This is a genomic window from Streptomyces sp. NPDC050145 (assembly GCF_044460245.1).
GTDB lineage: Bacteria > Actinomycetota > Actinomycetes > Streptomycetales > Streptomycetaceae > Streptomyces.
Map to the genome: position 1 here is coordinate 247691 of NZ_JBITJS010000006.1, position 23015 is coordinate 270705.

20 protein-coding genes are annotated in these 23015 nt (G+C 72.0%); 6 read left to right on the forward strand and 14 right to left on the reverse strand.

Features of this window, described 5'->3' with window-relative positions:
* Positions 1–4 precede the first annotated feature (4 nt).
* The gene (locus tag ACIBTU_RS14615) at positions 5–1000 is read right to left on the reverse strand and encodes an ornithine cyclodeaminase family protein (RefSeq protein ID WP_399126441.1); all 996 of its coding nucleotides are present in this window, start codon (positions 998–1000) and stop codon (positions 5–7) included.
* 76 nt (positions 1001–1076) lie between these two features.
* Here ACIBTU_RS14615 and ACIBTU_RS14620 point away from each other — a divergent pair, with 76 nt between their 5' ends.
* Positions 1077–1745 carry a FadR/GntR family transcriptional regulator gene (locus tag ACIBTU_RS14620; RefSeq protein WP_399126442.1) on the forward strand — a complete coding sequence of 223 codons (669 nt, stop codon included), beginning with the start codon at positions 1077–1079 and terminating at the stop codon, positions 1743–1745.
* Positions 1746–1929: 184 nt separating this feature from the next.
* Positions 1930–2121, forward strand: a complete 192-nt coding sequence (locus ACIBTU_RS14625) for a hypothetical protein (protein ID WP_399126443.1) — start codon at positions 1930–1932, stop codon at positions 2119–2121.
* 13 nt (positions 2122–2134) lie between these two features.
* On the opposite strand, the gene ACIBTU_RS14630 is transcribed toward ACIBTU_RS14625, so the two are convergent.
* Entirely contained in the window at positions 2135–2806 is a 672-nt protein-coding gene (locus ACIBTU_RS14630) for a FadR/GntR family transcriptional regulator (RefSeq protein WP_399126444.1), read from the reverse strand.
* 167 nt (positions 2807–2973) lie between these two features.
* On the opposite strand from ACIBTU_RS14630, the gene ACIBTU_RS14635 reads away from it, so the two are divergent.
* Positions 2974–3399 (forward strand): OsmC family protein, encoded by a 426-nt coding sequence (locus ACIBTU_RS14635; RefSeq protein WP_399126445.1) that lies wholly within the window; start codon positions 2974–2976, stop codon positions 3397–3399.
* Positions 3400–3471: 72 nt separating this feature from the next.
* Here ACIBTU_RS14635 and ACIBTU_RS14640 read toward each other — a convergent pair whose 3' ends face one another.
* The 6 genes from ACIBTU_RS14640 to ACIBTU_RS14665 all read right to left on the reverse strand — a co-directional run bounded on the left by ACIBTU_RS14640 (position 3472) and on the right by ACIBTU_RS14665 (position 12129).
* Positions 3472–4335, reverse strand: coding sequence for a helix-turn-helix domain-containing protein (locus ACIBTU_RS14640; RefSeq protein WP_399126446.1), 864 nt, complete (start codon positions 4333–4335; stop codon positions 3472–3474).
* Between the two features lie 39 nt (positions 4336–4374).
* On the reverse strand, positions 4375–5097 hold the full coding sequence (gene narI / locus ACIBTU_RS14645; RefSeq protein WP_399126447.1) for a respiratory nitrate reductase subunit gamma: 723 nt from the start codon (positions 5095–5097) through the stop codon (positions 4375–4377).
* Positions 5094–5702 carry a nitrate reductase molybdenum cofactor assembly chaperone gene (narJ, locus tag ACIBTU_RS14650; RefSeq protein WP_399126449.1) on the reverse strand — a complete coding sequence of 203 codons (609 nt, stop codon included), beginning with the start codon at positions 5700–5702 and terminating at the stop codon, positions 5094–5096. Before narJ ends, narI begins: the two co-directional genes overlap by 4 nt.
* Positions 5702–7315 (reverse strand): nitrate reductase subunit beta, encoded by a 1614-nt coding sequence (gene narH, locus ACIBTU_RS14655; protein WP_399126450.1) that lies wholly within the window; start codon positions 7313–7315, stop codon positions 5702–5704. Before narH ends, narJ begins: the two co-directional genes overlap by 1 nt.
* Before the next feature lie 3 nt (positions 7316–7318).
* Complete coding sequence (locus tag ACIBTU_RS14660; protein ID WP_399126451.1) at positions 7319–11008, reverse strand: nitrate reductase subunit alpha; 3690 nt, start codon at positions 11006–11008, stop codon at positions 7319–7321.
* 317 nt (positions 11009–11325) lie between these two features.
* Positions 11326–12129, reverse strand: a complete 804-nt coding sequence (locus ACIBTU_RS14665; protein ID WP_399126452.1) for a helix-turn-helix domain-containing protein — start codon at positions 12127–12129, stop codon at positions 11326–11328.
* Between the two features lie 39 nt (positions 12130–12168).
* Here ACIBTU_RS14665 and ACIBTU_RS14670 point away from each other — a divergent pair, with 39 nt between their 5' ends.
* Positions 12169–12474: a 4a-hydroxytetrahydrobiopterin dehydratase gene (locus tag ACIBTU_RS14670; RefSeq protein WP_188335993.1), complete on the forward strand. Its 306-nt coding sequence runs from the start codon at positions 12169–12171 to the stop codon at positions 12472–12474.
* 49 nt (positions 12475–12523) lie between these two features.
* Here ACIBTU_RS14670 and ACIBTU_RS14675 read toward each other — a convergent pair whose 3' ends face one another.
* Positions 12524–13510 (reverse strand): aldo/keto reductase, encoded by a 987-nt coding sequence (locus ACIBTU_RS14675; RefSeq protein ID WP_399126453.1) that lies wholly within the window; start codon positions 13508–13510, stop codon positions 12524–12526.
* A gap of 105 nt (positions 13511–13615) precedes the next feature.
* Between ACIBTU_RS14675 and ACIBTU_RS14680 the strand changes: the two genes are divergently transcribed.
* A complete protein-coding gene (locus tag ACIBTU_RS14680) occupies positions 13616–14155 on the forward strand; it encodes a hypothetical protein (protein ID WP_399126579.1) in 540 nt (179 codons plus the stop codon).
* A 101-nt stretch (positions 14156–14256) separates the two neighbouring features.
* Positions 14257–15189 carry a class I SAM-dependent methyltransferase gene (locus tag ACIBTU_RS14685; RefSeq protein WP_399126454.1) on the forward strand — a complete coding sequence of 311 codons (933 nt, stop codon included), beginning with the start codon at positions 14257–14259 and terminating at the stop codon, positions 15187–15189.
* An 87-nt stretch (positions 15190–15276) separates the two neighbouring features.
* Here the strand turns inward: ACIBTU_RS14685 and ACIBTU_RS14690 are convergent, their stop codons facing one another.
* The 5 genes from ACIBTU_RS14690 to ACIBTU_RS14710 all read right to left on the reverse strand — a co-directional run bounded on the left by ACIBTU_RS14690 (position 15277) and on the right by ACIBTU_RS14710 (position 22823).
* A complete protein-coding gene (locus tag ACIBTU_RS14690) occupies positions 15277–16068 on the reverse strand; it encodes an aldo/keto reductase (RefSeq protein WP_399126580.1) in 792 nt (263 codons plus the stop codon).
* Between the two features lie 117 nt (positions 16069–16185).
* A complete protein-coding gene (locus tag ACIBTU_RS14695; protein WP_399126455.1) occupies positions 16186–16959 on the reverse strand; it encodes an ABC transporter ATP-binding protein in 774 nt (257 codons plus the stop codon).
* Positions 16956–19616 carry an ATP-binding cassette domain-containing protein gene (locus ACIBTU_RS14700; protein WP_399126456.1) on the reverse strand — a complete coding sequence of 887 codons (2661 nt, stop codon included), beginning with the start codon at positions 19614–19616 and terminating at the stop codon, positions 16956–16958. The genes ACIBTU_RS14695 and ACIBTU_RS14700 overlap by 4 nt, the downstream gene beginning before the upstream one ends.
* Positions 19617–19628: 12 nt before the next feature.
* Positions 19629–20885 carry an ABC transporter substrate-binding protein gene (locus ACIBTU_RS14705; RefSeq protein WP_399126457.1) on the reverse strand — a complete coding sequence of 419 codons (1257 nt, stop codon included), beginning with the start codon at positions 20883–20885 and terminating at the stop codon, positions 19629–19631.
* Positions 20886–20996: 111 nt separating this feature from the next.
* Complete coding sequence (locus ACIBTU_RS14710; RefSeq protein ID WP_399126458.1) at positions 20997–22823, reverse strand: AMP-dependent synthetase/ligase; 1827 nt, start codon at positions 22821–22823, stop codon at positions 20997–20999.
* Positions 22824–23015 lie beyond the last annotated feature (192 nt).

Below are 23015 nucleotides of genomic sequence, written 5' to 3' on the forward strand. Positions count from 1 at the left end.
CCCGTCAGGACAGCTCGACCAGCGTGCCGATGCCCTGACGGCGGGCCGCGTCGACGACCAGGCGGGCGGCGGCCACGTCCTGGATGCCGAGGCCCACGGAGTTGTAGAGCGTCACCTCGTCCTCCGCGGAGCGTCCCACGGCGCGGCCCGTGATGACGTCGCCCAGCTCGGTGCGGAAGTGGTCCTCGGTGATCGCGCCCTCGGCCAGCGGGATCAGTACCTCGCCCGACTCGCCGCAGGCCACCGAGAAGCTGTCCACGATCACGCGGCTGCGCACGATGCCGGTCGTGTCGATCTCCCGGTGGTCCGGTCGCGGGGGCGCGCCCACCGCGTTGACGTGCAGCCCCGGCCGGAACCACGCGCCGCGCACGAGCGGCTCGCGCGAGGGCGTCAGCGTGCACAGCACGTCCGCCTCGCGGGCCACCTGCTCCGGTCCGTCGGCGACCTTGACGGCGAACCCCGCCTCGCGGGCGTGCGCGGCGAACGCGTCGACCGTGGCCCGGGAGCGGCTCCACACCACCACCTCGTCGAGGTCGCAGACCAGCGCGTGCGCGGCCAGATGCGTCCGCGCCTGCGCGCCCGCGCCGATCAGCCCGAGCGTGCGCGCACCGGGCCGCGCCAGGTGCTTCGTCGCCACCGCGGACGCCGCCGCCGTGCGGACCTGCGTGACCGGCGCGCCGAACAGCAGCGCCTCGTACTGGCCCGTCTCGGGGTCGATCAGGGTGATGATCGACTGCTGCACCGGAAGGCCCCGCTCCGCGTTGCCCGGGGTGTCCGTCAGGAGCTTCACCCCCGCGCCGCCCAGCGGGTCCACCGCGGCCGCCATGGGTATCAGCAGGCTCGCGTCGCCGGGCAGCGAGAGCCCCTCGCGCTCCGGCTGACGCGCCGCGCCGGTGGACAGCGCCGCGTGGGCCTGCTCCACGGAGGCGATCACCTGCGCCATGTCGAGCAGGCCGGCGACCTGGGCGCGGTCGAGGACGAGCAGCGGCTTGCGGTTCACTTGCGCTCCTTGCAACGTACGGTTCGGCGACAGTGACATGGTTAGCAGTCATCTGATGACTTTTTGAAGGGGTGGGATGAAGAAAATCGAGCGGGCCACTCTGGTCGAGGTGGTCACGAACCGGCTCAGGGAGCGCATCGCCGGCGGCGCATGGCCGGTCGGCACCCGTATCCCCTCGGAGCACGAACTCGCCGCGACCCTCGAGGTCAGCCGGGTCTCGGTGCGCGCGGCCGTCCACGGCCTCGTCGAGGTGGGACTGCTCGCCGCGCGGCAGGGCGACGGGACCTACGTCGCGGCCAGGGACGCGACCGAGGTGGCGATCCGGCGCCGGCTGGCCGAAGCGCCCCGGGGCGACGCCCGGGAGGTGCGCGGCGGCCTGGACCTGATCGCCGCGGGGCTCGCGGCGACGCGCCGCACCGACGCCGACCTCGCCATGCTGCGCGACGCGCTGGCCCGGCGCCGGGCCGCGGCGGGGGAGGTGCCCGACGAGGCGGCGTTCGTCGCCGCGGACGTGGACTTCCATCTCGGGGTGGCCCGCGCCGCCCGCAACGAGCTGCTGTTCGAGCTGTACGCGACCTTCACCGAGGCGCTCGCCGACAGTGTCCGCGCGAGCGGCTGCCTGGCTGCGGCCGGTGCAGGGGGTGAGGACCGGCACGAGGTGCTGGCCGTCGCGATCGAGGCCGGTGACCCGCTCGCCGCCACCGAGGCCGCGCTCACGATCCTCGGGTCCGTGCCCGGCGTCTGAGCCGCCGCGCGGGTCAGGCCGGCTGGGAGGCGCTCGCCGACAGTGTCCGCGCGAGCGGCTGCCTGGCTGCGGCGGGCGCAGGGGGTGAGGACCGGCACGAGGTGCTGGCCGTCGCGATCGAGGCCGGCGACCCGCTCGCCGCCACCGAGGCCGCGCTCACGATCCTCGGGTCCGTGCCCGGCGCGTGAGGCGCCGCGCGGGTCAGGCCGGCTGGGAGGCGCTCGCCGACAGTGTCCGCGCGGGCGGCTGCCTGGCTGTGGCGGGCGCAGGGGGTGAGGACCGGCACGAGGTGCTGGCCGTCGCGATCGAGGCCGGTGACCCGCTCGCCGCCACCGAGGCCGCGCTCACGATCCTCGGGTCCGTGCCCGGCGCGTGAGGCGCCGCGCGGGTCAGGCCGACTCGGACGGGGGCGGCGGCCAGCCCTCCAGGATCGCCAGGGCGGCGGCGGTGGCCGCGCCCGCGTCCCCGGTGTCCACGGCGGCGAACAGCTCGTCGTGGAAGGGCTCGTCCCCGGCGTCGATGCACTGGCTCGACCGGACCGTCGCGCGCAGCGCCTCGCTCATGTTCCGGTACAGGTCTCGCAGCAGCGGATTGTGCGAGGCCTCGGCGATCCGTACGTGGAAGTCGACGTCGGCGTCGGTGAACGCGTCGACGTCGGCGGCCTCCCGCGCGGCGGCCCGGCGCTCCAGGGCCTCGCGCAGCGCGTCCACGTCCGCCGCGGTCCGGGCGACGGCCGCGAGCCGGGCGGCCACGATGTCCAGGCCCCGGCGCACGTCCAGGATGTCGGTCTCGGCCGAGCCCGCGAGATGGCGGCGCAGCAGCGTCTGGTCGGCCTCGGAGGCGGTGACGAAGGTGCCCGCGCCCTGACGGGTGGCCAGCAGCCCCATGTGCACCAGCACCCGGACCGCCTCCCGGATCGACAGCCGGCTGACCCCGAGCGTGTCCGCGAGCCGCCCCTCGGACGGGATCTTCTCGCCGACCTTCCACGTGCCGCGGGCGATCTCCGTCTTCAGCTCCCGGATCACGACGTCGACGATCGACACACGTCCCACAGCTTCCATCGGTGCCTCTTCACGACAGTCGGATGATCGGCGACACCGCACCTTACGTGACGCGCCAGGTGACGTCCGACGGGATGACAGGTACGACGCCGCGGGATGTGGTCGGATGGGGAGCGCACGCCTCCCGGAGACACTTCCGGACGGGCATCCGAGGGAAGGGACCCATCGTGGCTACCACGCGCTCCGCCCACACCGTGTGGGAAGGCAACCTGCTCGAGGGCAGCGGCATCGTCACCTTCGACTCCTCCGGCATCGGTCAGCAGCCGGTGTCCTGGCCCTCCCGCGCCGAGCAGGCGAACGGGAAGACCAGCCCCGAGGAGCTGATCGCCGCCGCGCACTCGTCCTGCTTCTCCATGGCGCTCTCGCACGGACTGGCCGGCGCCGGCAACCCGCCCACCAAGCTGGTCACCTCGGCCGACGTGACGTTCCAGCCCGGCGAGGGCATCACCGGCATCCACCTCACCGTCGAGGGCGAGGTACCGGGCCTCGACGAGCAGGGATTCCAGGCCGCCGCCGAGGACGCGAAGAAGAACTGCCCGGTCAGCCAGGCGCTCACCGGCACGACGATCACCCTGACGGCCAAGCTGGCCTGACCCCGGACCCTGCGCCGCGGTCCGCCGCGGCGCAGGTCGGCCGGGCAGGACGCGTCAGCCGAGTGCGGCGCGTCAGCCGAGCGAGGCGCGGAACTTGCGCAGGATCTCCAGCGTCCGCTCCGCGCTCGCCGCCTGGGCCGCCAGATGGTCCAGGACCTCCAGATGCGCGCTGACCTCGTCCCGAGAGTCCAGGTACAGGGCGCCGGTCACGTACTCGCTGAACACCATGTCCGGCAGCTCCCGCACCGGGAAGCGGAACAGGCTGAACGGCCCGTACGTGCCCGGGTGCGGCCCCGCCGAGAACTCCGCGAGCTGCAGCGTCACGTGCGGCAGCGCCGCCGCCTCGATCAGCCGGTCCAGCTGGCCGCGCAGCACCCCGGGTCCGCCCGGCGGCCGCAGCAGCACCGTCTCGTCCATGACCGCCCACAGGTGCGGGGCGTCCTCGCGGGTGAGCAGCGACTGGCGCGCCATGCGCAGCGACACGTGCCGCTCGATCTCCTCGGGCCGCGAGCGCCCCACGGTCCCGGCGTCGAACACCGCCCGCGCGTACTCCTCGGTCTGCAACAGGCCCGGCACGAAGTGCGGTTCGTAGGAGCGGATCAGCTCGGCCGCGCCCTCCAGGCTCACGTACAGGCTGAACCAGTCGGGCAGCACGTCGTGGAAGCGCTGCCACCAGCCGGGCAGGTTCGCCTCCTCGGCCAGCGCGACGAACGCCTCGATCTCCGGTTCCGGAACCTCGTAGAGCTCCAGGAGCATCTGCACGTAGGGGATCTTGAGAGCGACCTCGGCGGTCTCCATGCGGCGGATCGTCGCCCCGGTCACGCGCAGCGCGCGGGCCGCCTCGTCCCGCTTGAGGCCCTTGGCCTCGCGCAGGTCCTGCAGGCGTCTGCCGAGGACGACCTGACCCACGGTGGGGGCGGGCCGTCGTTCACTCACGTCACGTCTCCCCACGTGCCGGCCGAAGACGAGCGGCGGCTACGATCCGGTGCGCTCCCACCCCCGACGCTCCGGCCGCGCGGCCAGGCGCCGCGGGTCGCGGCTGCGGTAGACCACGTACGGTCGGAACAGGTACTGCACCGGTGCGCTGAACATATGCACGAGCCGGGTGAACGGTACCAGCGCGATGAGTGACATGCCTACTACAGCGTGGATCTGGTAGAGCACCGGCACGCCGTTCATCAGGCCGGTGTCCGGGCTCAGCGTGAACAGGCTGCGGGCCCACGGGCCGATCGTCTCGCGGTAGTTGTAGCCGTCCCCGGAGGAGTGGGTCAGCTTGGCGACCATGCCGAGCACGATCGCGCCGAGCAGGAACACGTACATGAGCTTGTCGTTGCGGGTCGTCGCCCTGAAGACGGGAGCCTTCGTGCGCCGCCGGTACACCAGCAGGAAGATCCCGCAGACCGTGAGGACGCCCGCGAAGGTGCCGCCGATCAGCGAGAACAAGTGGTACGTGTGCTCGCTGATCCCCACGTTCTCCGTCCACGACATGGGGACGAACAGGCCCACGAGATGGCCGACGAGGACGAACAGGATGCCGTAGTGGAAGACCGGCGAGGCGATGTTCAGCAGCTTCGACTCGTAGACCTGCGAGGAGCGGGTCGTCCAGCCGAACTTGTCGTAGCGGTAGCGCCAGATCGTGCCCGCGACGAGCAGGACGAAGGCGACGTAGGGCAGGACGCCCCAGATCAGGGTGGTCACGGGGCGTGCTCCTTCACCAGCAGCGGCAGTTCGCCGAGCTCCGGGCGGAAGCCGAAGGGTTCGAGACCGACGTCCTCGCGCGGCGGGCCCGAGCGGGCCAGCGCGAGCGCCGCGGCCCGGTCCTTCGGGGAGGGCCCCGGCAGCGTCGCGCAGACCGCGTCCAGGACCGCCGCGTACGGGGTGCCGTGGTCGGTCAGCGCGATCCGCAGCAGCTCCAGGCCGCTGCGGTGCTCCTCCAGGAGGAACGGCCCGGCCTGCGCCGAGAACTCCAGGACGGCCGGCAGGAAGTCGGGCAGCTCCTCGCCCGTGAACTCCATGCCGTGCTCCCGGTAGATCTCCTTCATGCGCACCAGGGACATCCCGCGCCGGCGCGTGTCCCCGTCCCGCCACCAGGTCAGGTACAGGCTGTGCCGGTTCTTGAAGTCGAAGACCCGCACGTAGTGGGCGGCCAGCTCCTGCGGGGGCGTCGCCTCGGCGTGGTCCACGAACGGGGCGAGCGCCGGGGCCGCCGCCCGCACGAGCGGCAGCCGGCCGTACAGCTCCTCGTCCGGGTACGTGAGACAGAGCGCCGCCGCCTGGTGCAGCAGCGCGGTACGGTCGGTCATCAGGCCTCTTCCTGCTGGTCGGCGGTCTGGCGGCGTTTCGTCAGATGGAAGCTCTCCACGGAGACGACGGGCAGCAGCTTGCGGCCGCCCGTCGTGGTGTTCCCGGAGTCGCCGCCGAAGGGGCCCTCGCCGCCCATCCCCGGCCCGTCCTCGTAGTCGAGCGAGCAGGAGTCGGGCAGCGCCGACTCCTCCAGGCGCTGGGCGTCGCCGACCGCCGCCGTCGGGATCACGTACCGGTCCTCGTACTTGGCGATCGCGAGCAGCCGGTACATCTCCTCGATCTCGGTGCCCGACATGCCGACCGACTCGGCGATCGACGCCTCGGGGCGGTCCCCGAGGTTGACGGCCCGCATGTGCGAGCGCATCGCGGCGAGCTTCTCCAGGGACGCCCGCACCGGGCCGACGTCACCGGCCGTGAAGATCTCCGCCAGGTACTCCAGCGGGATGCGCAGCGTGTCGATGGCGCCGAACAGGTTCGCGTGGTCCTCGCCGTCGTGGCCGGTCTCGCTGAGCGCGTCGACGACCGGGGACAGCGGCGGGATGTACCAGACCATCGGCATCGTCCGGTACTCCGGATGCAGCGGGAGCGCCACCTTGTACTTGCTGATCAGCGCGTGCACGGGGGAGCGGCGCGCCGCCTCGATCCAGTCGAAGGGGATGCCCGCCTCCTCGGCGGCCCGCCGCACCTCCGGGTCGTCCGGGTCGAGGAAGACGCCCAACTGAGCCTCGTACAGCGCCGTGTCGTCCTGCGTCTCGGCCGCCGCCGTCACCTTGTCGGCGTCGTAGAGGATCACCCCGAGATAGCGGAGCCGGCCCACGCAGGTCTCGGAGCAGACCGTCGGCAGGCCCACCTCGACGCGCGGGTAGCACATCGTGCACTTCTCGGCCTTGCCGGTGCGGTGGTTGAAGTACACCTTCTTGTACGGGCAGCCGGTCACGCACATGCGCCAGCCCCGGCAGTGGTCCTGGTCGACGAGGACGATGCCGTCCTCCGCGCGCTTGTACATCGCGCCGGACGGGCAGGACGCCACGCACGACGGGTTGAGGCAGTGCTCGCAGATGCGCGGCAGATAGAACATGAAGGTCTGCTCGAACGCGAACCGCACCTTCTCCGCGGCCTTCTCGCGGGTCTTCTGGACCATCGGGTCGAGGTCGCCGTACTGCGGGGCGCCGCCCAGGTTGTCGTCCCAGTTCGAGGACCACTCGATCTTCATCGGCTTGCCGGTGATCTGCGAACGCGGCTGCGCCACCGGGTAGTCGTCGCCGAGCGGGGCGTCGGTGAGGTTCTTGTAGTCGTACGTCCAGGGCTCGTAGTAGTCCTTGATCTCGGGCAGCTTCGGGTTGGAGAAGATGCCCGCGAGCTTGCGGAACCGGCCGCCGCCCTTCAGCTTCAGGGCGCCCTTCTTGTTCAGCTCCCAGCCGCCGCGCCACTTGTCCTGGTCCTCGTAGCGGCGCGGATAGCCCTGGCCGGGCCGCGTCTCGACGTTGTTGAACCAGACGTACTCCATGCCGTTGCGGTTGGTCCACGCCTGCTTGCAGGTGACCGAGCAGGTGTGGCAGCCGATGCACTTGTCGAGGTTCATGACCATCGCGATCTGAGCCATGATGCGCATGAGTCAGTACTCCACCTTCTGGCTGCGGCGCCGGATGACGGTGACCTCGTCGCGCTGGTTGCCCGTCGGGCCGAGGTAGTTGAACGCCCACGACAACTGGGCGTATCCGCCGATGAGATGGGATGGCTTGAGGATCAGCCGGGTCAGCGAGTTGTGGATGCCGCCGCGCTTGCCGCTCGCCTCCGCCTTGGGGACGTTGACGGTGCGCTCCTGCGCGTGATGCATGTAGACGGTGCCGGCGGGCATGCGGTGCGAGACGATCGCGCGGGCGACGACGACGCCGTTGCGGTTCACCGCCTCGATCCAGTCGTTGTCCTTCACCCCGATCGCGTCCGCGTCCTGCGGCGCCATCCAGATCGACTGGCCGCCGCGCGACAGGGCGAGCATGAACAGGTTGTCCTGGTATTCGGAGTGGATGGACCACTTGTTGTGCGGGGTGAGGTAACGGACCGTCACCTCCTTCTCGCCGTCCGCCCCGAGGCGCGGCTCGCCGAACAGCCGGTTCATGTCGAGCGGCGGCCGGTACACGGGCAGCGCCTCGCCCAGCTCGTGCATCCAGTCGTGGTCGAGGAAGAACTGCTGCCGCCCGGTGAGCGTGTGCCAGGGCTTGAGATGCTCGGTGTTGAGGGTGAACGCGGTGTAGCGGCGCCCGCCCGCCTCGCTGCCCGACCATTCCGGCGAGGTGATCACCGGGACGGGCGCGGCCTGCGTGTCCGCGTACGTGATCCGCTTGCCCTCGTGCTCGGCGGCCAGATGCGCCATCTCCTGGCCGGTGCGCTCCTCCAGGGTGTGGAAGCCCTGGGTGGCGAGCCGGCCGTTGGTGGTGCCGGACAGCGCGAGGATCGTGTTCGCCGCCTTGACCGCCGTGTCCAGGGCCGGTCTGCCGTCGGCGGGGCCGCCGCGCACCGTGCCGTTGCGCTCGCGCAGCTCCTCGACCTCCTGGTCGGGGTGGAGCGCGATGCCCTTCGCGGGCAGGCCGAGCTTCTCGACGAGCGGGCCGAGCGCGGCGAACTTCGCGCCGATCGCCGTGTAGTCCCGCTCGACCACGACCAGGTTCGGCAGCGTCCTGCCCGGCACCGGCTCGCACTCGCCCTTGCGCCAGTCCAGGACGACCCCGCCCGGCTGCGCGATCTCGCCCGGGGTGTCGTGCTGCAGCGGCGCCGCCACCAGGTCCTTGCGCACGCCCAGATGACCGGCCGCCAGTTCGCTCAGCTTCTCCGCGAGCGCCTTGAACGTGTCGAAGTCGGTACGGGCCTGCCAGGGCGGGTCCACGGCCGGGGTGAACGAGTGGACGTAGGGGTGCATGTCCGTCGACGACAGGTCGTGCTTCTCGTACCAGGTCGCGGCGGGCAGCACGACATCGGAGAGCAGCGTCGAGGACGTCTGCCGGAAGTCGAGCGAGAGCAGCAGGTCGAGCTTGCCCTCCGGGGCCTCGTCCCGCCAGGTCACCGTGGAGGGCCGCTCCTCGGGCGAGGCCTCCTCGGCGCGCAGCGAGGACTGGGTGCCGAGCAGGTGCTTGGTGAAGTACTCGGCGCCCTTCGCCGACGAGCCCAGCAGGTTCGCCCGCCACAGAGTCAGCACACGCGGCCAGTTCTCCGGCGCGTCCGGGTCCTCGCAGGCGAACTTCAGCGTGCCCGCCTTGAGCTGGCCGACGGTCTCCTCGACGCTCTGCTCGCCCAGCTCCAGCGGGTTGCGGTCGAACGTCGGGTACGAGGGCATCCAGCCCGAACGCGCGGACAGAGCAAGGCAGTCGGCTCCCGTCATGCCCTTGAAAGCGCCGCTGCCGAGCGGGGAGGCCAGCACGTCCGCGCCGAAGCGGTCGTAGCGCCACTGGTCGGCGTTGAGGAACCAGTAGGCGGCGCCGATCATCTGCCGCGGCGGTCGCGACCAGTCGTTCGCCGAGGCCAGCGAGGCCCAGCCGGTCGACGGCCGGCACTTCTCCTGCCCGACGTAGTGCGCCCAGCCGCCGCCGTTCCTGCCCTGGCAGCCGGTGAGCTGGAGCAGCGCGAGGAAGCCCCGGTAGATGGTCTCCGAGTGGAACCAGTGGTTGGTGCCGGCGCCCATCAGGATCATGCAGCGCCCGCGCGACTTCTCGGCCGTCGCGGCGAACTCCCGGGCGATCTTCACGCACTTCGCGGCCGGCACCGAGGTGAGCGCCTCCTGCCAGCCCGGGGTGCCAGGCGTGTCCCCGTCCTCGTACGAGGACGGCCACTGCCCCGGAAGTCCCTCGCGGCCCACGCCGTACTGCGCGAGCAGCAGATCGAACACCGTCGTGACCAGCGGCCCGTCCTGGCCGCCGAGCCGGGTCGCCGGGACGCCGCGCCGCACGGTGTCAGCGGCGCCCTGGCCGTGGTCGCCGCCGTCGGTGTCGAAGCGGGGGAGCAGCACCTCGACGCCGGTCGACACGTCGGAGCCGTGCAGGCTCAACTGCGGGCTGATGGTGCCCAGTTCGAGATTCCACTTGCCCTTGCCGGACTCCGTCCAGCGAAAGCCCAGCGAACCGTTCGGCACGACCGGCTGCCCGGTCGTCTCGTCGAGCACCGCCGTCTTCCAGTCGGCGCCCTCGCCGCTCTGTCCCAGATCGGCGGCGCGCAGGAACTTCGACGGGACGAACGCGCCGTCCCGCTGCTCCAGCGTCACCAGGAACGGCAGATCGGTGAACTTCTTGACGTAGTCGGTGAAGAACGGCGTCTGCCGGTCGACGAAGAACTCCTTGAGGATCACGTGCCCCATCGCGAGTGCGAGGGCGCCGTCCGTGCCCGGATGGGGGTGCAGCCACTCGTCGGCGAACTTCGCGTTGTCGGCGTAGTCCGGCGCCACGACGACGACCTTCTGGCCGCGATAGCGGGCCTCCGCCATCCAGTGCGCGTCCGGTGTCCGGGTCACGGGGACGTTCGAGCCCCACATCATCAGATACGCGGCGTCCCACCAGTCGCCCGACTCCGGTACGTCGGTCTGGTCGCCGAACACCTGCGGCGAGGCGACGGGCAGGTCGGCGTACCAGTCGTAGAACGACAGCATCGGTGCGCCGATCAGCGACATGAATCGCGCCCCGGCCGCGTGCGACACCATCGACATCGCGGGGATGGGGGAGAACCCGGCGACGCGGTCCGGCCCGTACTTCTTGATGGTGTGCACGTGCGCCGCGGCGACGATCTCCACGGCCTCGTCCCAGGTGGCCCGCACCAACCCGCCCTTGCCGCGCGCCAGTTGGTACCTGCGGCGGCGTTCCGGGTCGCTCTGGAGGTCGGCCCACGCCTCGACCGGGTCCTTCAGTCGGGCTTTGGCCTCCCGGTACATCTCCAGGAGCACGCCCCTGATGTACGGGTAGCGCACGCGGGTCGGCGAGTACGTGTACCAGGAGAACGCGGCGCCGCGGGGGCAGCCGCGCGGCTCGTACTCCGGGCGGTCGGGGCCGACGCTCGGGTAGTCCGTCTGCTGCGTCTCCCAGGTGATGATGCCGTCCTTGACGTACACCTTCCACCGGCAGGAACCCGTGCAGTTCACTCCGTGGGTCGAGTTCACGACCTTGTCGTGACTCCAGCGGTCCCGGTAGAAGACGTCGCCGTCCCGGCCTCCCTTGATCTGCACGCTGTGCAGATCGGGCGCGGCTGTGCCCCGCCGGAAGAACCGGCCCGCGCGGAGCAGTGCGGCGGCCGGTTCGGTGGGCGTCCCCGTCGTGTCAGCAGTCACCGTCTGCGCTCCCTAGTCATCCCTCCTCCGGACGCTAAGCGGCGCCCGCCGGGAGCACGACCGGGCTGGTCCGTACGGGTGCGCGTCCCGTTGCCGGGTGCGGGTGGGTGGGGCTTCCCGCGCAGTTCCCCGCGCCCCTGGAGATGCGCACTTCGTGCGCGATCTCATCGGGCGGTGCCCCGTCGGGGAAATGCGACCCGAAGGGTCTGCATTTCAGGGGCGCGGGGAACTGCGCGACCAGCCCCCACCGGAGCGGTAGCCGCCCACGAATCGGCCGACCCTCGTCCTGGGGCGCATGACCCCGCGACCGGGCGCTGTCAGCCCGCGGCCGCCTGAAGGTACTTCACGGTGGCCGGGTCCGCCGGGAGTAGGGTTTCGATGGCGAGCTCGGCGACGGTCACGTCCATCGGGGTGTTGAACGTGGAGATCGACGCCACGAACGACAGCACGTGGCCTTCGTGCTCGATCACCATCGGCAGCGCGAAGTACGGCACGGGCTCCTCGGGCTCCTGCCCCGCGTCCTCGGGCACCGGATACGCCGCCACCTCCTCGTACAGCTCGCGCAGCGCCTCGGAGCGGGACAGCGCGATCTGCCGCTCCATCTGGGCGAGCAGATGCCCGCGCCACTCGCGGAGATTGCGGATGCGCGGGGCGAGCCCTTCCGGGTGGAGGGTGAGGCGCATCGCGTTCAGCGGCGCGGTCAGCAGATGCTCGGGCAGAGAGTCCATGAGCATCGCGATGCCGTTGTTCGCCGCGACGACGTTGTAGGTCGCGTCGACGACGAACGCGGGGTACGGCTCGTACCCGCGCAGCAGCCGCTCCAGGCCCTCGCGCAGCGCGCCCAGCGACGGGTCGTCCAGCGAGGTCTCGGTGAAGCGCGGGGCGTAACCGGCCGCGAGGAGCAGCGCGTTGCGCTCGCGCACCGGCACGTCCAGGTGCTCCGCCAGCCGCAGGATCAGCTCCTCGCTCGGCCGCGACCGCCCCGTCTCCACGAAACTGATGTGCCGCGCCGAGGAGTCCGCCCGCAGCGCCAGCTCCAGTTGGCTGACCCGCCGCTGCTCCCGCCACCCGCGCAGCAGACGGCCCACTTCTGACGTGTTCTTGCGCGCCGCAGTCGTCATGACACGACCGTAACCCGGTCGCGGTGGCAGGCTGGAGCCATGGCTACAGAACCGCTTTCCCAGAAGGAGATCGAGGACCGTCTCACCGAGCTGCCCGGCTGGTCGCTCGACGGCGCCAAGATCACCCGTACCTACCGCCTGGGCTCGCACTTCGCGGCGACCGCCCTCGTCGTGCACATCGCCCAGACCCAGGAGGAGCTGAACCACCACTCCGACCTCACTCTCGGCTACAACACGGTCGCCCTCGCCGTGAACTCGCACGACGCGGGCGGCGCCGTCACCGAGAAGGACTTCGAGCTGGCCCGCAGGGTGGAGGCGCTGGCCCCGGGCCACCAGGCGAGCTGACCCCGCGCGCGGCCGGGCCCGCCCCGGCCCCGCTCAGCCCCGGCCTCGTTCAGCCGGCCGCCGCCAGCCGCGTCCGCTGGTCCTCGGTCAGCTCCAGGTCGACCGCAGCGAGGCTCTCCTCCAGCTGGGCCACCGACGACGCCCCGACCAGCGGGATCGCCGGGACCTCCGCGCCGATCAGCCAGGCGAGCACCACCTGGTTGACCGTCGCTCCCGTCTCCTTCGCGACCTCGCGCAGCGCCGCGAGGCGCGCGTCCCGGCTGCCGTGGTCGTGCCCGGGGCCCAGCGGCTTGTCCTCGCGCACATAGCCGCCCGACAGGAGCGGCGAGTACGCGACCAGCGTCAGATCCCGCTCCGCGCGCACCATGCTCAGCAGATTGCCGTCGGCCGTGCCGAGTTCGCCGTCCGGGGAGAGCGGGCTGGGCAGATCGGTGCGGTGGCGCAGGTAGCTGTGCTGGTACTGGAGCAGCTCGTAGCGGGGCAGCCCCTCGGCCCGCGCGATCGCCCGGCACCGCTCCACCTGCCACGCCCAGTGGTTGGACACCCCGAGCAGTCCGACCGCGCCCTCCCGGACGAGCGCCCCGAACTCCCGTACCGTCTCCGCGAGTTCGGTCTCGGGGTCCGGCACATGGGCATAGAGCACGGGGAGCCGGTCGAGCCCGAGCCGCTTCCTGCTGCCCTCGACGGCCGCCCGGATCGTCGGCCCGGACAGGCCCTCGCGGTTGTCGACGAACCCGGTCCCGGCCTTCCTCGGCGCCGCCCCCACCTTCGTCGCGATCACGACCTCGTCCCCGACGCCCCGGCTGCGCCGCCAGTTGCCCAGCACGGTCTCGCTCTCGCCGCCGACCGTGTCGTGGAACCAGTAGGCGTACGTGTTCGACGTGTCGACGAAGGTGCCGCCGGCCTCCACGTACCGGTCGAGGAGCGCGAACGCGGTCCGCTCGTCGGTCGCCGTGCCGAACAGCATGGCGCCCAGACTGAGCACGCTCACCTCGAGCCGGTTCGCCGGGTCGGTGCCGATCGTGCGGTACTTCATGCGCTTCCCCCTCGCCGGGCCCGGCGGCCTGCTGCGCGCCGGGCGACGGACAGGAGTCAACGTGTTGGAGCGCACTCGAAGTCAAGCGCCACCGCGCATAATCGCCTGGTGCAGCCTCTTCTCTTCATAGACGTGGACGGCCCGCTGAATCCCTACGCCGCGCAGCCCGAGCGGCGCCCCGCCGGGTACCGCACACACCGGATGCGGCCCACCGGCTGGGAGCAGCCCTGGGTGAAGCCGCTGCGCGTCTGGCTCGACCCCGCGCACGGCCCGGCCCTGCTCGCCCTGCCGTACGAGCTGGTCTGGTGCACCACCTGGCAGGACGAGGCCAACGAGTGGATCGGCCCGCACCTCGGACTGCCCCGGCTGCCGTACGTGGCCTGGCCCGAGGACGCGCTCCGGCTCGGCGGGGAGGGCCGGTTCTGGAAGACGGAGCACGTCGTGCGGTGGGCGGCGGGCCGTCCCTTCGCCTGGGTCGACGACGAGGTCACGGACGCCGACCGCCGCTACGTGGCGGCCCGGCACCCCGCGCCCGCCCTCCTCTACCACGTCAGCCCCCGGATCGGTCTCGTCGACGCCGACTTCGCGTGCCTGGACGACTGGGCCACGGGGATTCCGGCGGGGCCCGGTCACCCGGCACCCTGAGCCGTTTTTGCTCGGACGGCAAACGAGCTTGCCCCTCCGTGTCGTGCGGCGCACGCTGGGCCTGGACGAGAACGGTGAGCGAGGAAGGCGGCGACGCACGCATGGCAGAGGGCCGGCACCAGCACGGACACCAGGGCCACGGACACCAGGACCATGGACACCAGAGTCACGGACACGGCGGGCACGACAGCACGCACCTGGACTGGGTCGCGATGATCCCGCACCTGGAGCGGAACGCGGAGGTCTACGCGCCCCTGTACACGCAGGCCATGGAGTGGCTGCGCGGGACGCGACCGGGCGGCACCGGGGTGATCGTCGACGTGGGCAGCGGCCCCGGCGTGGTCTCCTGCCAGCTCGCCGCCGAGTTCCCGCAGGCCAGGGTCGTCGCCGCGGACCCCGAGGAGGGCCTGCTCGCCCGCGCCGCCGAGCGGGCCGCGCGCGAGGGGCTCGCCGAACGCGTGAGCACCCTGCGTGTCGAGCTGCCGCACGCGATGGACGAGCTGCCGGCCGCCGACCTGATGTGGGCGGCGCGCTCCCTGCACCACGTGGGTGACCAGCGGGCCGCGATCGCCGCGCTGGCCGGCCGGCTCGCCCCCGGCGGCACCCTCGCCCTGATCGAGGGCGGGCTGCCCTGGCGCTGTCTGCCCCGCGACTTCGGGATGGGCCGGGCCGGGCTGCAGACCCGGATGGACGTCCTGGAGGAGGACTGGTTCGCCGACATGCGCGCGTCCGTGCCGGACTCCAAGCCCGACACTGAGGACTGGGCGGAGCTGCTCACGGACGCGGGCCTGGTGCGCCCGGCCTCCCGCACCTTCCTGCTCGACCTGCCGGCGCCGCTCGACCCCCGGGCGCGCGAGCTGGTCGTCGAGCTGTGGCGCCGCCGCCGCGACACGCTCCCCGAGAGCGTCTCCGCACAGGACGCCGCCGTGCTCGACCGGCTGCTCGATCCGGAGGACCCGCAGAGCCTGCACCGCCGCAAGGACCTGTTCCTGCTCACCGCGCACACGGTCCATACGGCCGTGAAGGAGGGCTGACCGCAGGGCTGCTCGCACGACCAACCGCCCCCGGACGTACCGGAGGCCCGGACCGTTTCCCGGTCCGGGCCTCCTGGTGCCTGCCGCTCAGACGACGTCGAACGTGGCCGGGTCCGGGCCCAGGCGCCGGTCCTCGTTGAGCGCGCTGATCGCGCCGAGGTCCTCGGCGTCCAGCTCGAAGCTGAACACGTCGATGTTCTCCTTGATCCGCGACGGGGTCACGGACTTGGGGATCACCACGTTGCCCGTCTGGACGTGCCAGCGGAGCACGACCTGCGCGGGCGTGCGGCCGTGCTTCTGCGCGATCGCGATGATCGCCGGGACCTCCAGGAGGCCCTTGCCGGAGCCGAGCGGCGACCAGGCCTCGGTCGCGATGCCCAGCTCCCCGTGCCGCTCACGGGCGACCCGCTGCTGCAGCTGCGGGTGCAGCTCGATCTGGTTGACGGCCGGGATCACGTTCGTCTCGTCGGTCAGCCGGTCGAGGTGCTCGGGCAGGAAGTTCGAGACGCCGATGGCGCGCGCCCGCCCGTCCGCGAGGACCTCCTCCAGTGCCTTGTACGTCTCCACGTACAGGCCCTTGGACGGCAGCGGCCAGTGGATCAGGTACAGGTCCACACGGTCGAGGCCCAGCTTGGCCAGCGACGCGTCGAACGCGCGGAGCGTCGCGTCGCGGCCCTGGTCGGCGTTCCACAGCTTCGTCGTGACGAAGAGGTCCTCGCGGGGCACGCCCGACGCCGCGATGGCGCGGCCCGTGCCCTCCTCGTTGCCGTAGATCGCGGCGGTGTCGATGCTGCGGTACCCGGCCTCCAGGGCCGTCGTGACCGCCTTCTCGGCCTCGTCGTCCGGCACCTGCCACACGCCGAAGCCGAGCTGGGGCATCTCGACGCCGTTGTTCAGGATGATCGGGGGAACCTTGCTCACGAGGTGTCGGTCCTTAGGTCGTCTGGTCTTCAGCGGCGCGCGGAGGTCCGCGCCGCGTCCTCCCATCGTCAACGATCACGCGCGTCCGCGCATTCCTGGGGCGTCCGGCGCCGTCCGCGCGGGGTCCCCGGTGCCCAGATACGCCTCCCGGACGCGTGCGTCCGCGCGTACCTCGGCCGGGGTGCCCTCGGCGAGGACCCGCCCCAGGTCGAGCACCACGACCCGTGAGCAGAGCTCCATCACGAACGCCACGTTGTGCTCCACCAGCAGCACCGCGCAGCCGTCCGCGGCGAGCTCCCGCACCACGGCGGCGAGCCGGTCCCGTTCGTCGGCCGTCATCCCGGACGCCGGTTCGTCCAGGAGCAGCACCCGGGGCCGGTCGGCGGCGGCCCGCGCCAGTTCCACCATCCGCGCCCGTCCGACCGGCAGTGTCCCCGCGTACGTGCCCGACAGCGCCTCCAGACCGCAGGCCCGCAGCAGTTCACCGGCCCGTCCGGGGTCCGCGCCGCCGCGCCGCGACTCCTGCGCCACGAGCAGGTTGTCGGCGACCGTCAGCTGCCCGAACAGCTGCTGACGCTGGAACGTGCGCCGCATCCCGTGCCGCGCCCGCCACACCGGTGAGCGCCGCGTGACCTCGGCCCCGTCGAGCAGGACCCGGCCCGCGTCCGGCCGCCGGATGCCGGACAGGACGTCGAACAGGGTCGTCTTGCCCGCCCCGTTCGGCCCGATCAGGCCGCACACCTCGCCCGCCGCGAGCCGCAGCCCGACCCCGTCCAGGGCGCGCACCCCGCCGAACCGGACGCCGACGTCCTCGGCCCGGAGCACACTCGTGTCACTCGTGCCGCTCATGCCTTCTCCGCCTCCTCCGCGATCCCCAGGTACGCGTCCGTCAGCCGCTGCTCCTCGACCTGGTCGCGCGGCCCGCACCAGGTGACCCGCCCCTGCGCGAGATACGCGACGGTGTCCGCGACGCCGAGGATCTCCGACGCCTTCTCCTCGACGAGCAGCAGGCCCGTGCCCGCGTCGCGCAGCTCGGCGAGCAGCCGGTACACCTCGTCGACGACCTGCGGCGCGAGCCCGAGCGAGGGCTCGTCCGCGATGAGGACGCGCGGCGGCCGGTGCAACAGCGGGGACAGGGCGAGGAGTTGCTGCTCGCCGCCGGACAGCGAACCGGCCGGTACGGTGCGCCGGGCCGCGAGCGCCGCGAACCGTTCGTACACGGCGGCGCGGTCCGTCTTCGACGGCAGGCGCAGGGCGAGGTTCTCGTCGACGGTGAGCGACGGGAAGACGCCCCGTCCCTCGGGCGCGAGCACGATCCCGGAGCGGGCCCGGCGCACGGCGCCCTCCCGGCCGGCGGCGCGCCCGGACGCGTACACCTCGCCGTGCAGCGGAGTCAGGAGTCCGGCCGCGACCTTGCACGCCGTCGACTTGCCGGCGCCGTTCGGTCCGAGCAGGGCGACGATCTCGCCGGGCCGCACGGTCAGGTCGACGCCCTGGAGGACCGGCGCCCCGTCGTACCCGGCGTGCACCCCGCTGAGCTGGAGCGCGGCCTCCGGATCCGCGGGACCCGGCTCGTGCACCGGCTCGGGGTGGGCGCCCGCGGCCGCGCGCCGGTGGCGGCGCACCGAGAACGCGGCGCAGTAGCCGTCCGGATCGTTGGCGAGCGCGAGCCCGGCCAGGCCGAAGAGGATCACCGGCAGTTGCGCCGACTCGGTGACGTGGTCCGCCAGCAGATGCGGCACCACCGCGAAGGTCAGCCCGGCGACCACCGCGAACTGGGGCCGCCGCACCCCGGCCGCGACGACCACGGCGAGCCAGATCAGGCCGGTCATCGCGGTGAAGTCGGTCGCCGTGATGCGGGTGTTGTACGACGCGTACATCACGCCGCCGAAGCCCGCGAGCCCGGCGGACAGGGTGAACAGGAGCAGTTTCGTGCGGACGACGGAGACACCGGAGGCCATCGCCGCGGCGGGCGCCGAGCGCACCGCGAGCATCGCCCGCCCGGCCCGCGAGCCGCGCAGCGCGCTGAGCCCCGCCACCGCCGCCGCGCACAGCACGAGCATGGCCACGCCCATCGCCCGGTCGTCGCCGAGGTCGACGGGCCCGAACACGGCGCGCGGGATCTCCCAGCCGGTGTCGCCGTTCCTCAACCAGCCGGTCTGGAACAGGACCTGGTCGGCGAGGAACGCCAGCGCGAGGGTGGCGAGCGCCAGGGACCGGCCGCCGAGCCGCAGCGCGGGCAGCGCCACGAGGGCGCCGAGGACCGCCGCCGCGCAGGTGCCGACGAGCGCCGCCCCGAGGAACGGCCAGCCGTGACTCATCAGGAGCCCGGCCACCAGCGCCGCGCCCGTCACGAACGTGGCCTGCGCGAGCGAGACCATCGCGCCGAGCCCGGTCACGACGGTGAACGACATGAAGACGAGGGAGATCGCGAGCCCCTGCGAGAGGATGCCGCTCCAGAACGGGGTGGTCACCGTGTAGAAGGCGATCCCGAGCAGCAGCCCGGCCACCGCCCACGGCCCCCAGCGGCGCGGCCAGGGGCGCCCCGCCAGATAGTCCACCGGGGGCACGTCCGTGGCCGCCGTCCCGGCCGTCCGCTGCCGCCGCGTGAGCAGCAGCAGCCCGGCGAACAGGATCAGGAACGGGACGGCCGTGCGGAACCCGGTGATCTTCTCGGCGAACGAGGCGTACCCAGCGACCAGGTTCTGCAGCACGCCGAGGCCGAGCCCGCCCGCGAAGGCGAGCGGGATCGACATGAAGCGGCCGAGGACCGCGGCGGTCGCCGACACGAACAGGAACAGGGTGAAGTCGTGCGCGGACAGGCCGAGCAGGGGCGTGGCGAGCACGCCCGCGAGCCCGGCGAGCCCGGACGACAGCATCCACGCCACCGACGAGAGCCGGTCGGCGCTCAGTCCGCGCAGCTCGACGAGCGAGCGGTCGTCGACCACGGCGCGCAGCCGCAGGCCGAGGGCCGTGCGGCGCAGCAGGACCCACAGGCCGAGCGCGACGACGGCCGTCGTGACCCAGGTGATCAGCTGGTCGGAGTCGATGCCGACCCCGTCCAGGATCTGCCAGTTCTTCGCGGGGCTCGGGCCGACCCCGGGCAGTCCGAACTGGTTCTCGGCGGGCTTCACGGGCGCGCACAGGTCGTCGAGCAGCTCGACCAGCCACAGGCCGAGCGCGGGCAGCGCCACGAGCAGCCCGATCGTGGCGACGATCTGCGCGGTCTCGCCGACCCGCGCCAGTTTGCGGAACATCAGCCGGTCCAGGCCCCAGCCGATGAGCGGCGCCACCACGAGGACGAGGAGCAGCGCGGTGGGCACCGCGGGCCAGCCGAAGCCCGAGTGGAGTTCGTAGAAGCCGAGCGCGCACACGTAGGCGGTGGCGCCGTGCGCGAAGTTGAACAGCCCGGACGCGGTGTAGGACAGGACGAGTCCGGTGGCGAGCAGCGCGTACAGGGCGCCCGACACCAGCCCGCTGAGGACGAAGGCGAGCAGGTCAGCCATGCCGGTGCCCTCCTACTTGAACGGGATCGGCGGGTAGCACTCGAAGGGGGACGACACCCGGTACTTGCCGTCCTTGAGCTGCACGAGCGCGCCGCAGCCGAAGGACTCCTTCTGTCCGCGCGGGAGTTGGCGGTCGCCGACGAGCGTCTTCGTGTCGGAGAAGCCCTTCGCGGCCTGCTGGAAGGAGGCGACGGTGAGGTCCTTGCCGGCCTTCTCGGCGATGGCGAGGAACAGGTCCGCGGACATGTAGCCCGTCAGCATGTGCATGTTGAGCGGCACGTCCTTGCCGCCGGCCGCCTTCTTGATGTCCGCCTTGAACTGCTTCATGTCAGCCGTCGCCGACTCGAAGGGTTCGAAGGACAGCAGCACGTGCACCCCGTCGAGCGCCTGCCGGGTCGCGCTCTTGGTGAGCAGCCCCGGGTCGTAGTCGGTCGGGTCGGTGAGCACACCCTTGAACCCGGTGCGCTTGACCGCCGTGAACAGGCCGATGTTGTACGGGGTCTGCATCACGGAGACGACCGCGTCGGGCGCCTTGCCGCCGTCGCTGCGCAGCATCTCCTTGGTGTACGCGGACCAGTCGCTCGGCACGGAGGTCGCGGGCACGGCGGCCTTGGCGTAGGTGACCTTGTAGCCGGCCGACGCGAAGGACTGCTTGTAGGTGCGGATGGCGAACGTGCCCGCGTCGTTGTCGTTGGCGAGGATCGCGACGGTCCTGCCCTTGGAGCCGCCGGTGACGTTCTTGAGGCCCTCGGGCCAGGTCTGCGAGATGGTGCCGCCCGGCATCGGGACGAGGCAGCCGCTGAACCCGTAGATGTAGGTGGGCCCGCAGAAGGACGGCAGGGTGCCCCAGCCGAAGGTGGGGACGCGCTGCTTCTGCAGGAAGTCGGCGCCGGAGAAGGTCACCGAGCTCATCGGCGCGATGGCGAAGACCTTGTCCTGCTGGACGAGTTTGCGGGCCGCGGCGAGGTTCTTCGCCGGGTCCTGCCCGTCGTCCTCGGCGCCCAGGTAGTCGATGCGGCGGCCGTTGACCCCGCCCTCGGCGTCGGCCCGCGCGAAGCGGGCCTTCGCGCCCAGGTCGGTGTCCTTCTTGCTGTAGCCGCTCGCGGTCGTCATGGAGACGATGCCGCCGACCTTGATGCTGTCGGCGGTCACCCCGCGCGCCGAACTCCCCTTGCCTTCCGGGGAGTTGTTCGTGGCGGTGGAGTTGCAGGCGGTGGCGAGCAGAAGTGCCGCCACGGTGGCGGTGATGGCGCGGATCGATCGCGACACGGTCGAGCCCCCTCCGTCGGAGTGAGGGTGATTCTGTGGGCGACCTGATGAACCGTCAATAACTGACGCATCGAAAAATGATGAACCGTCAGTAACCGTGGTTTCCCGCCATCATGCGTGGTAGAGGGCGTCCACCTCGGCCGAGTACACCGTCTCGATCGCCTTCCGCTTCAGCTTCAGCGAGGGCGTGAGCAGCCCGTGCTCCTCGGTGAACTGGTGGGCCAGGATCCGGAAGGTGCGGATCGACTCGGCCTGCGAGACCAGGGTGTTGGCGGCGACGACGGCGCGCCGCACCTCCATCTCCAGATCCGGGTCGCGCACCAGGTCCGCGGGGCTCATCGGCTGCTTGTGGCGCATGCCGAGCCAGTGCTCGACGGCCTCGGAGTCCAGCGTGACGAGCGCCGCGATGTACGGGCGGTCGTTGCCGACGACGATGCACTGCGCGACCAGCGGATGGTCGCGCACCCGCTCCTCGAGCTGCTGCGGCGAGACGCTCTTGCCGCCGGAGGTCACGAGGATCTCCTTCTTGCGGCCGGTGATGGTCAGATAGCCGTCCTCGTCGAGCGCGCCCAGGTCGCCGGTGGCGAGCCAGCCCTCGTGGAGCGTGGCGTCGGTGGCCTTGGGGTCGTTGAGATAGCCCTGGAAGACGTTGCCCCCGTAGAGCCAGACCTCGCCGTCGTCCGCGATGTGCACGGTGGTGCCGGGGATCGCCTTGCCGACGGTGCCGTAGCGGGTCTGCTCGGGCGGGTTCGCGGTGGCCGCGGCGGTCGACTCGGTCAGCCCGTAGCCCTCGTAGATCGCGACCCCGGCGCCCGCGAAGAACAGGCCGAGCCGGCGGTCCATGCCCGAGCCGCCGGACATCGCGTGCCGCACCCGCCCGCCCATCGCCTCGCGCACCTTGGAGTAGACGAGCTTGTCGAACAGGGAGTGCTGCATGCGCAGCGAGGCGGAGGGGCCGGGGCCGGTCCCGAAGGCCTTGGCCTCCTGGGCGTCCGCGTACTTGACCGCGCACTCCACGGCCTTGTCGAAGGCGCCCGCGCGGCCCTCCTTCTCCGCCTTGCGGCGGGCCGCGTTGAACACCTTCTCGAAGATGTACGGCACGGCGAGGATGAAGGTGGGCTTGAAGGCCTGGAGGTCGGGCAGGAGGGCCGCCGCGTTCAGCTGCGGCTGGTGGCCGAGCTTCACCCCGCCGCGCACCGCCGCGACCTGCACCATCCGCCCGAAGACATGGGCGAGCGGCAGGAAGAGCAGGGTGGAGGGGATGCGTTCGCGCTTGGAGGCGAACACCGGCTCCCAGCGCTCGATGACCGTGTCCGCCTCGAACATGAAGTTGCCGTGCGAGATCACGCAGCCCTTGGGGCGGCCCGTCGTGCCCGAGGTGTAGATGACCGTGGCGACGGACTCCGGGGTGACCGCGCGGCGGTGCCGCTGCACCGTCTCGTCGTCGATGTGGGTGCCCGACGCGGCGACCTCCTCGGCCGCGCCGCCGTCCAGCTGCCACAGCCGGCGCAGGTGCGGGAGCCGGTCGATGACCGTGGCGATCGTCATCGCGTGGTCCTCGTGCTCCACGATCGCCGCCGTCACCTGGGCGTCGTACATCATCCAGAAGACCTGCTCGGCGGACGAGGTCGGGTACACCGGGACGACCTGGGCGCCGATGGTCCACAGCGCGAAGTCGAACAGGGTCCACTCGTAGCGCGTACGGGACATGATCGCGACGCGGTCGCCGAACCGGATGCCCTGGGCGAGCAGGCCCTTGGCCAGCGCGAGGACCTCGTCGCGGAACCGGGCCTGGGTGACGTCGTGCCACTGGCCCGCGGCGTCCTTGCGGCCGAGGGCGATGTGCCCCGGGTCGTCCAGGGCGCGGTCGAACACGGCGTCGGCCAGGCCGCCCACCGGCGGCGCCGACGCCAGGGCAGGGGTGGTGATCTCGCGCATGTTGCTCCTTGTGGCGCTCCGCACAGCGTCGGTGACGGTACCGGACCGCGCGGCCCGGCGGGAGGGGGTGCCTCCGTTCCCGGACACCCGGAATATGCACAGGTCAGCCATTTAAATGGGGCCACAAGGGAAGGGGCGGGACAGATTACTTACGCTTCAGTAAGTTTCGGTGCCGCAATCTCCCGGCCGCCT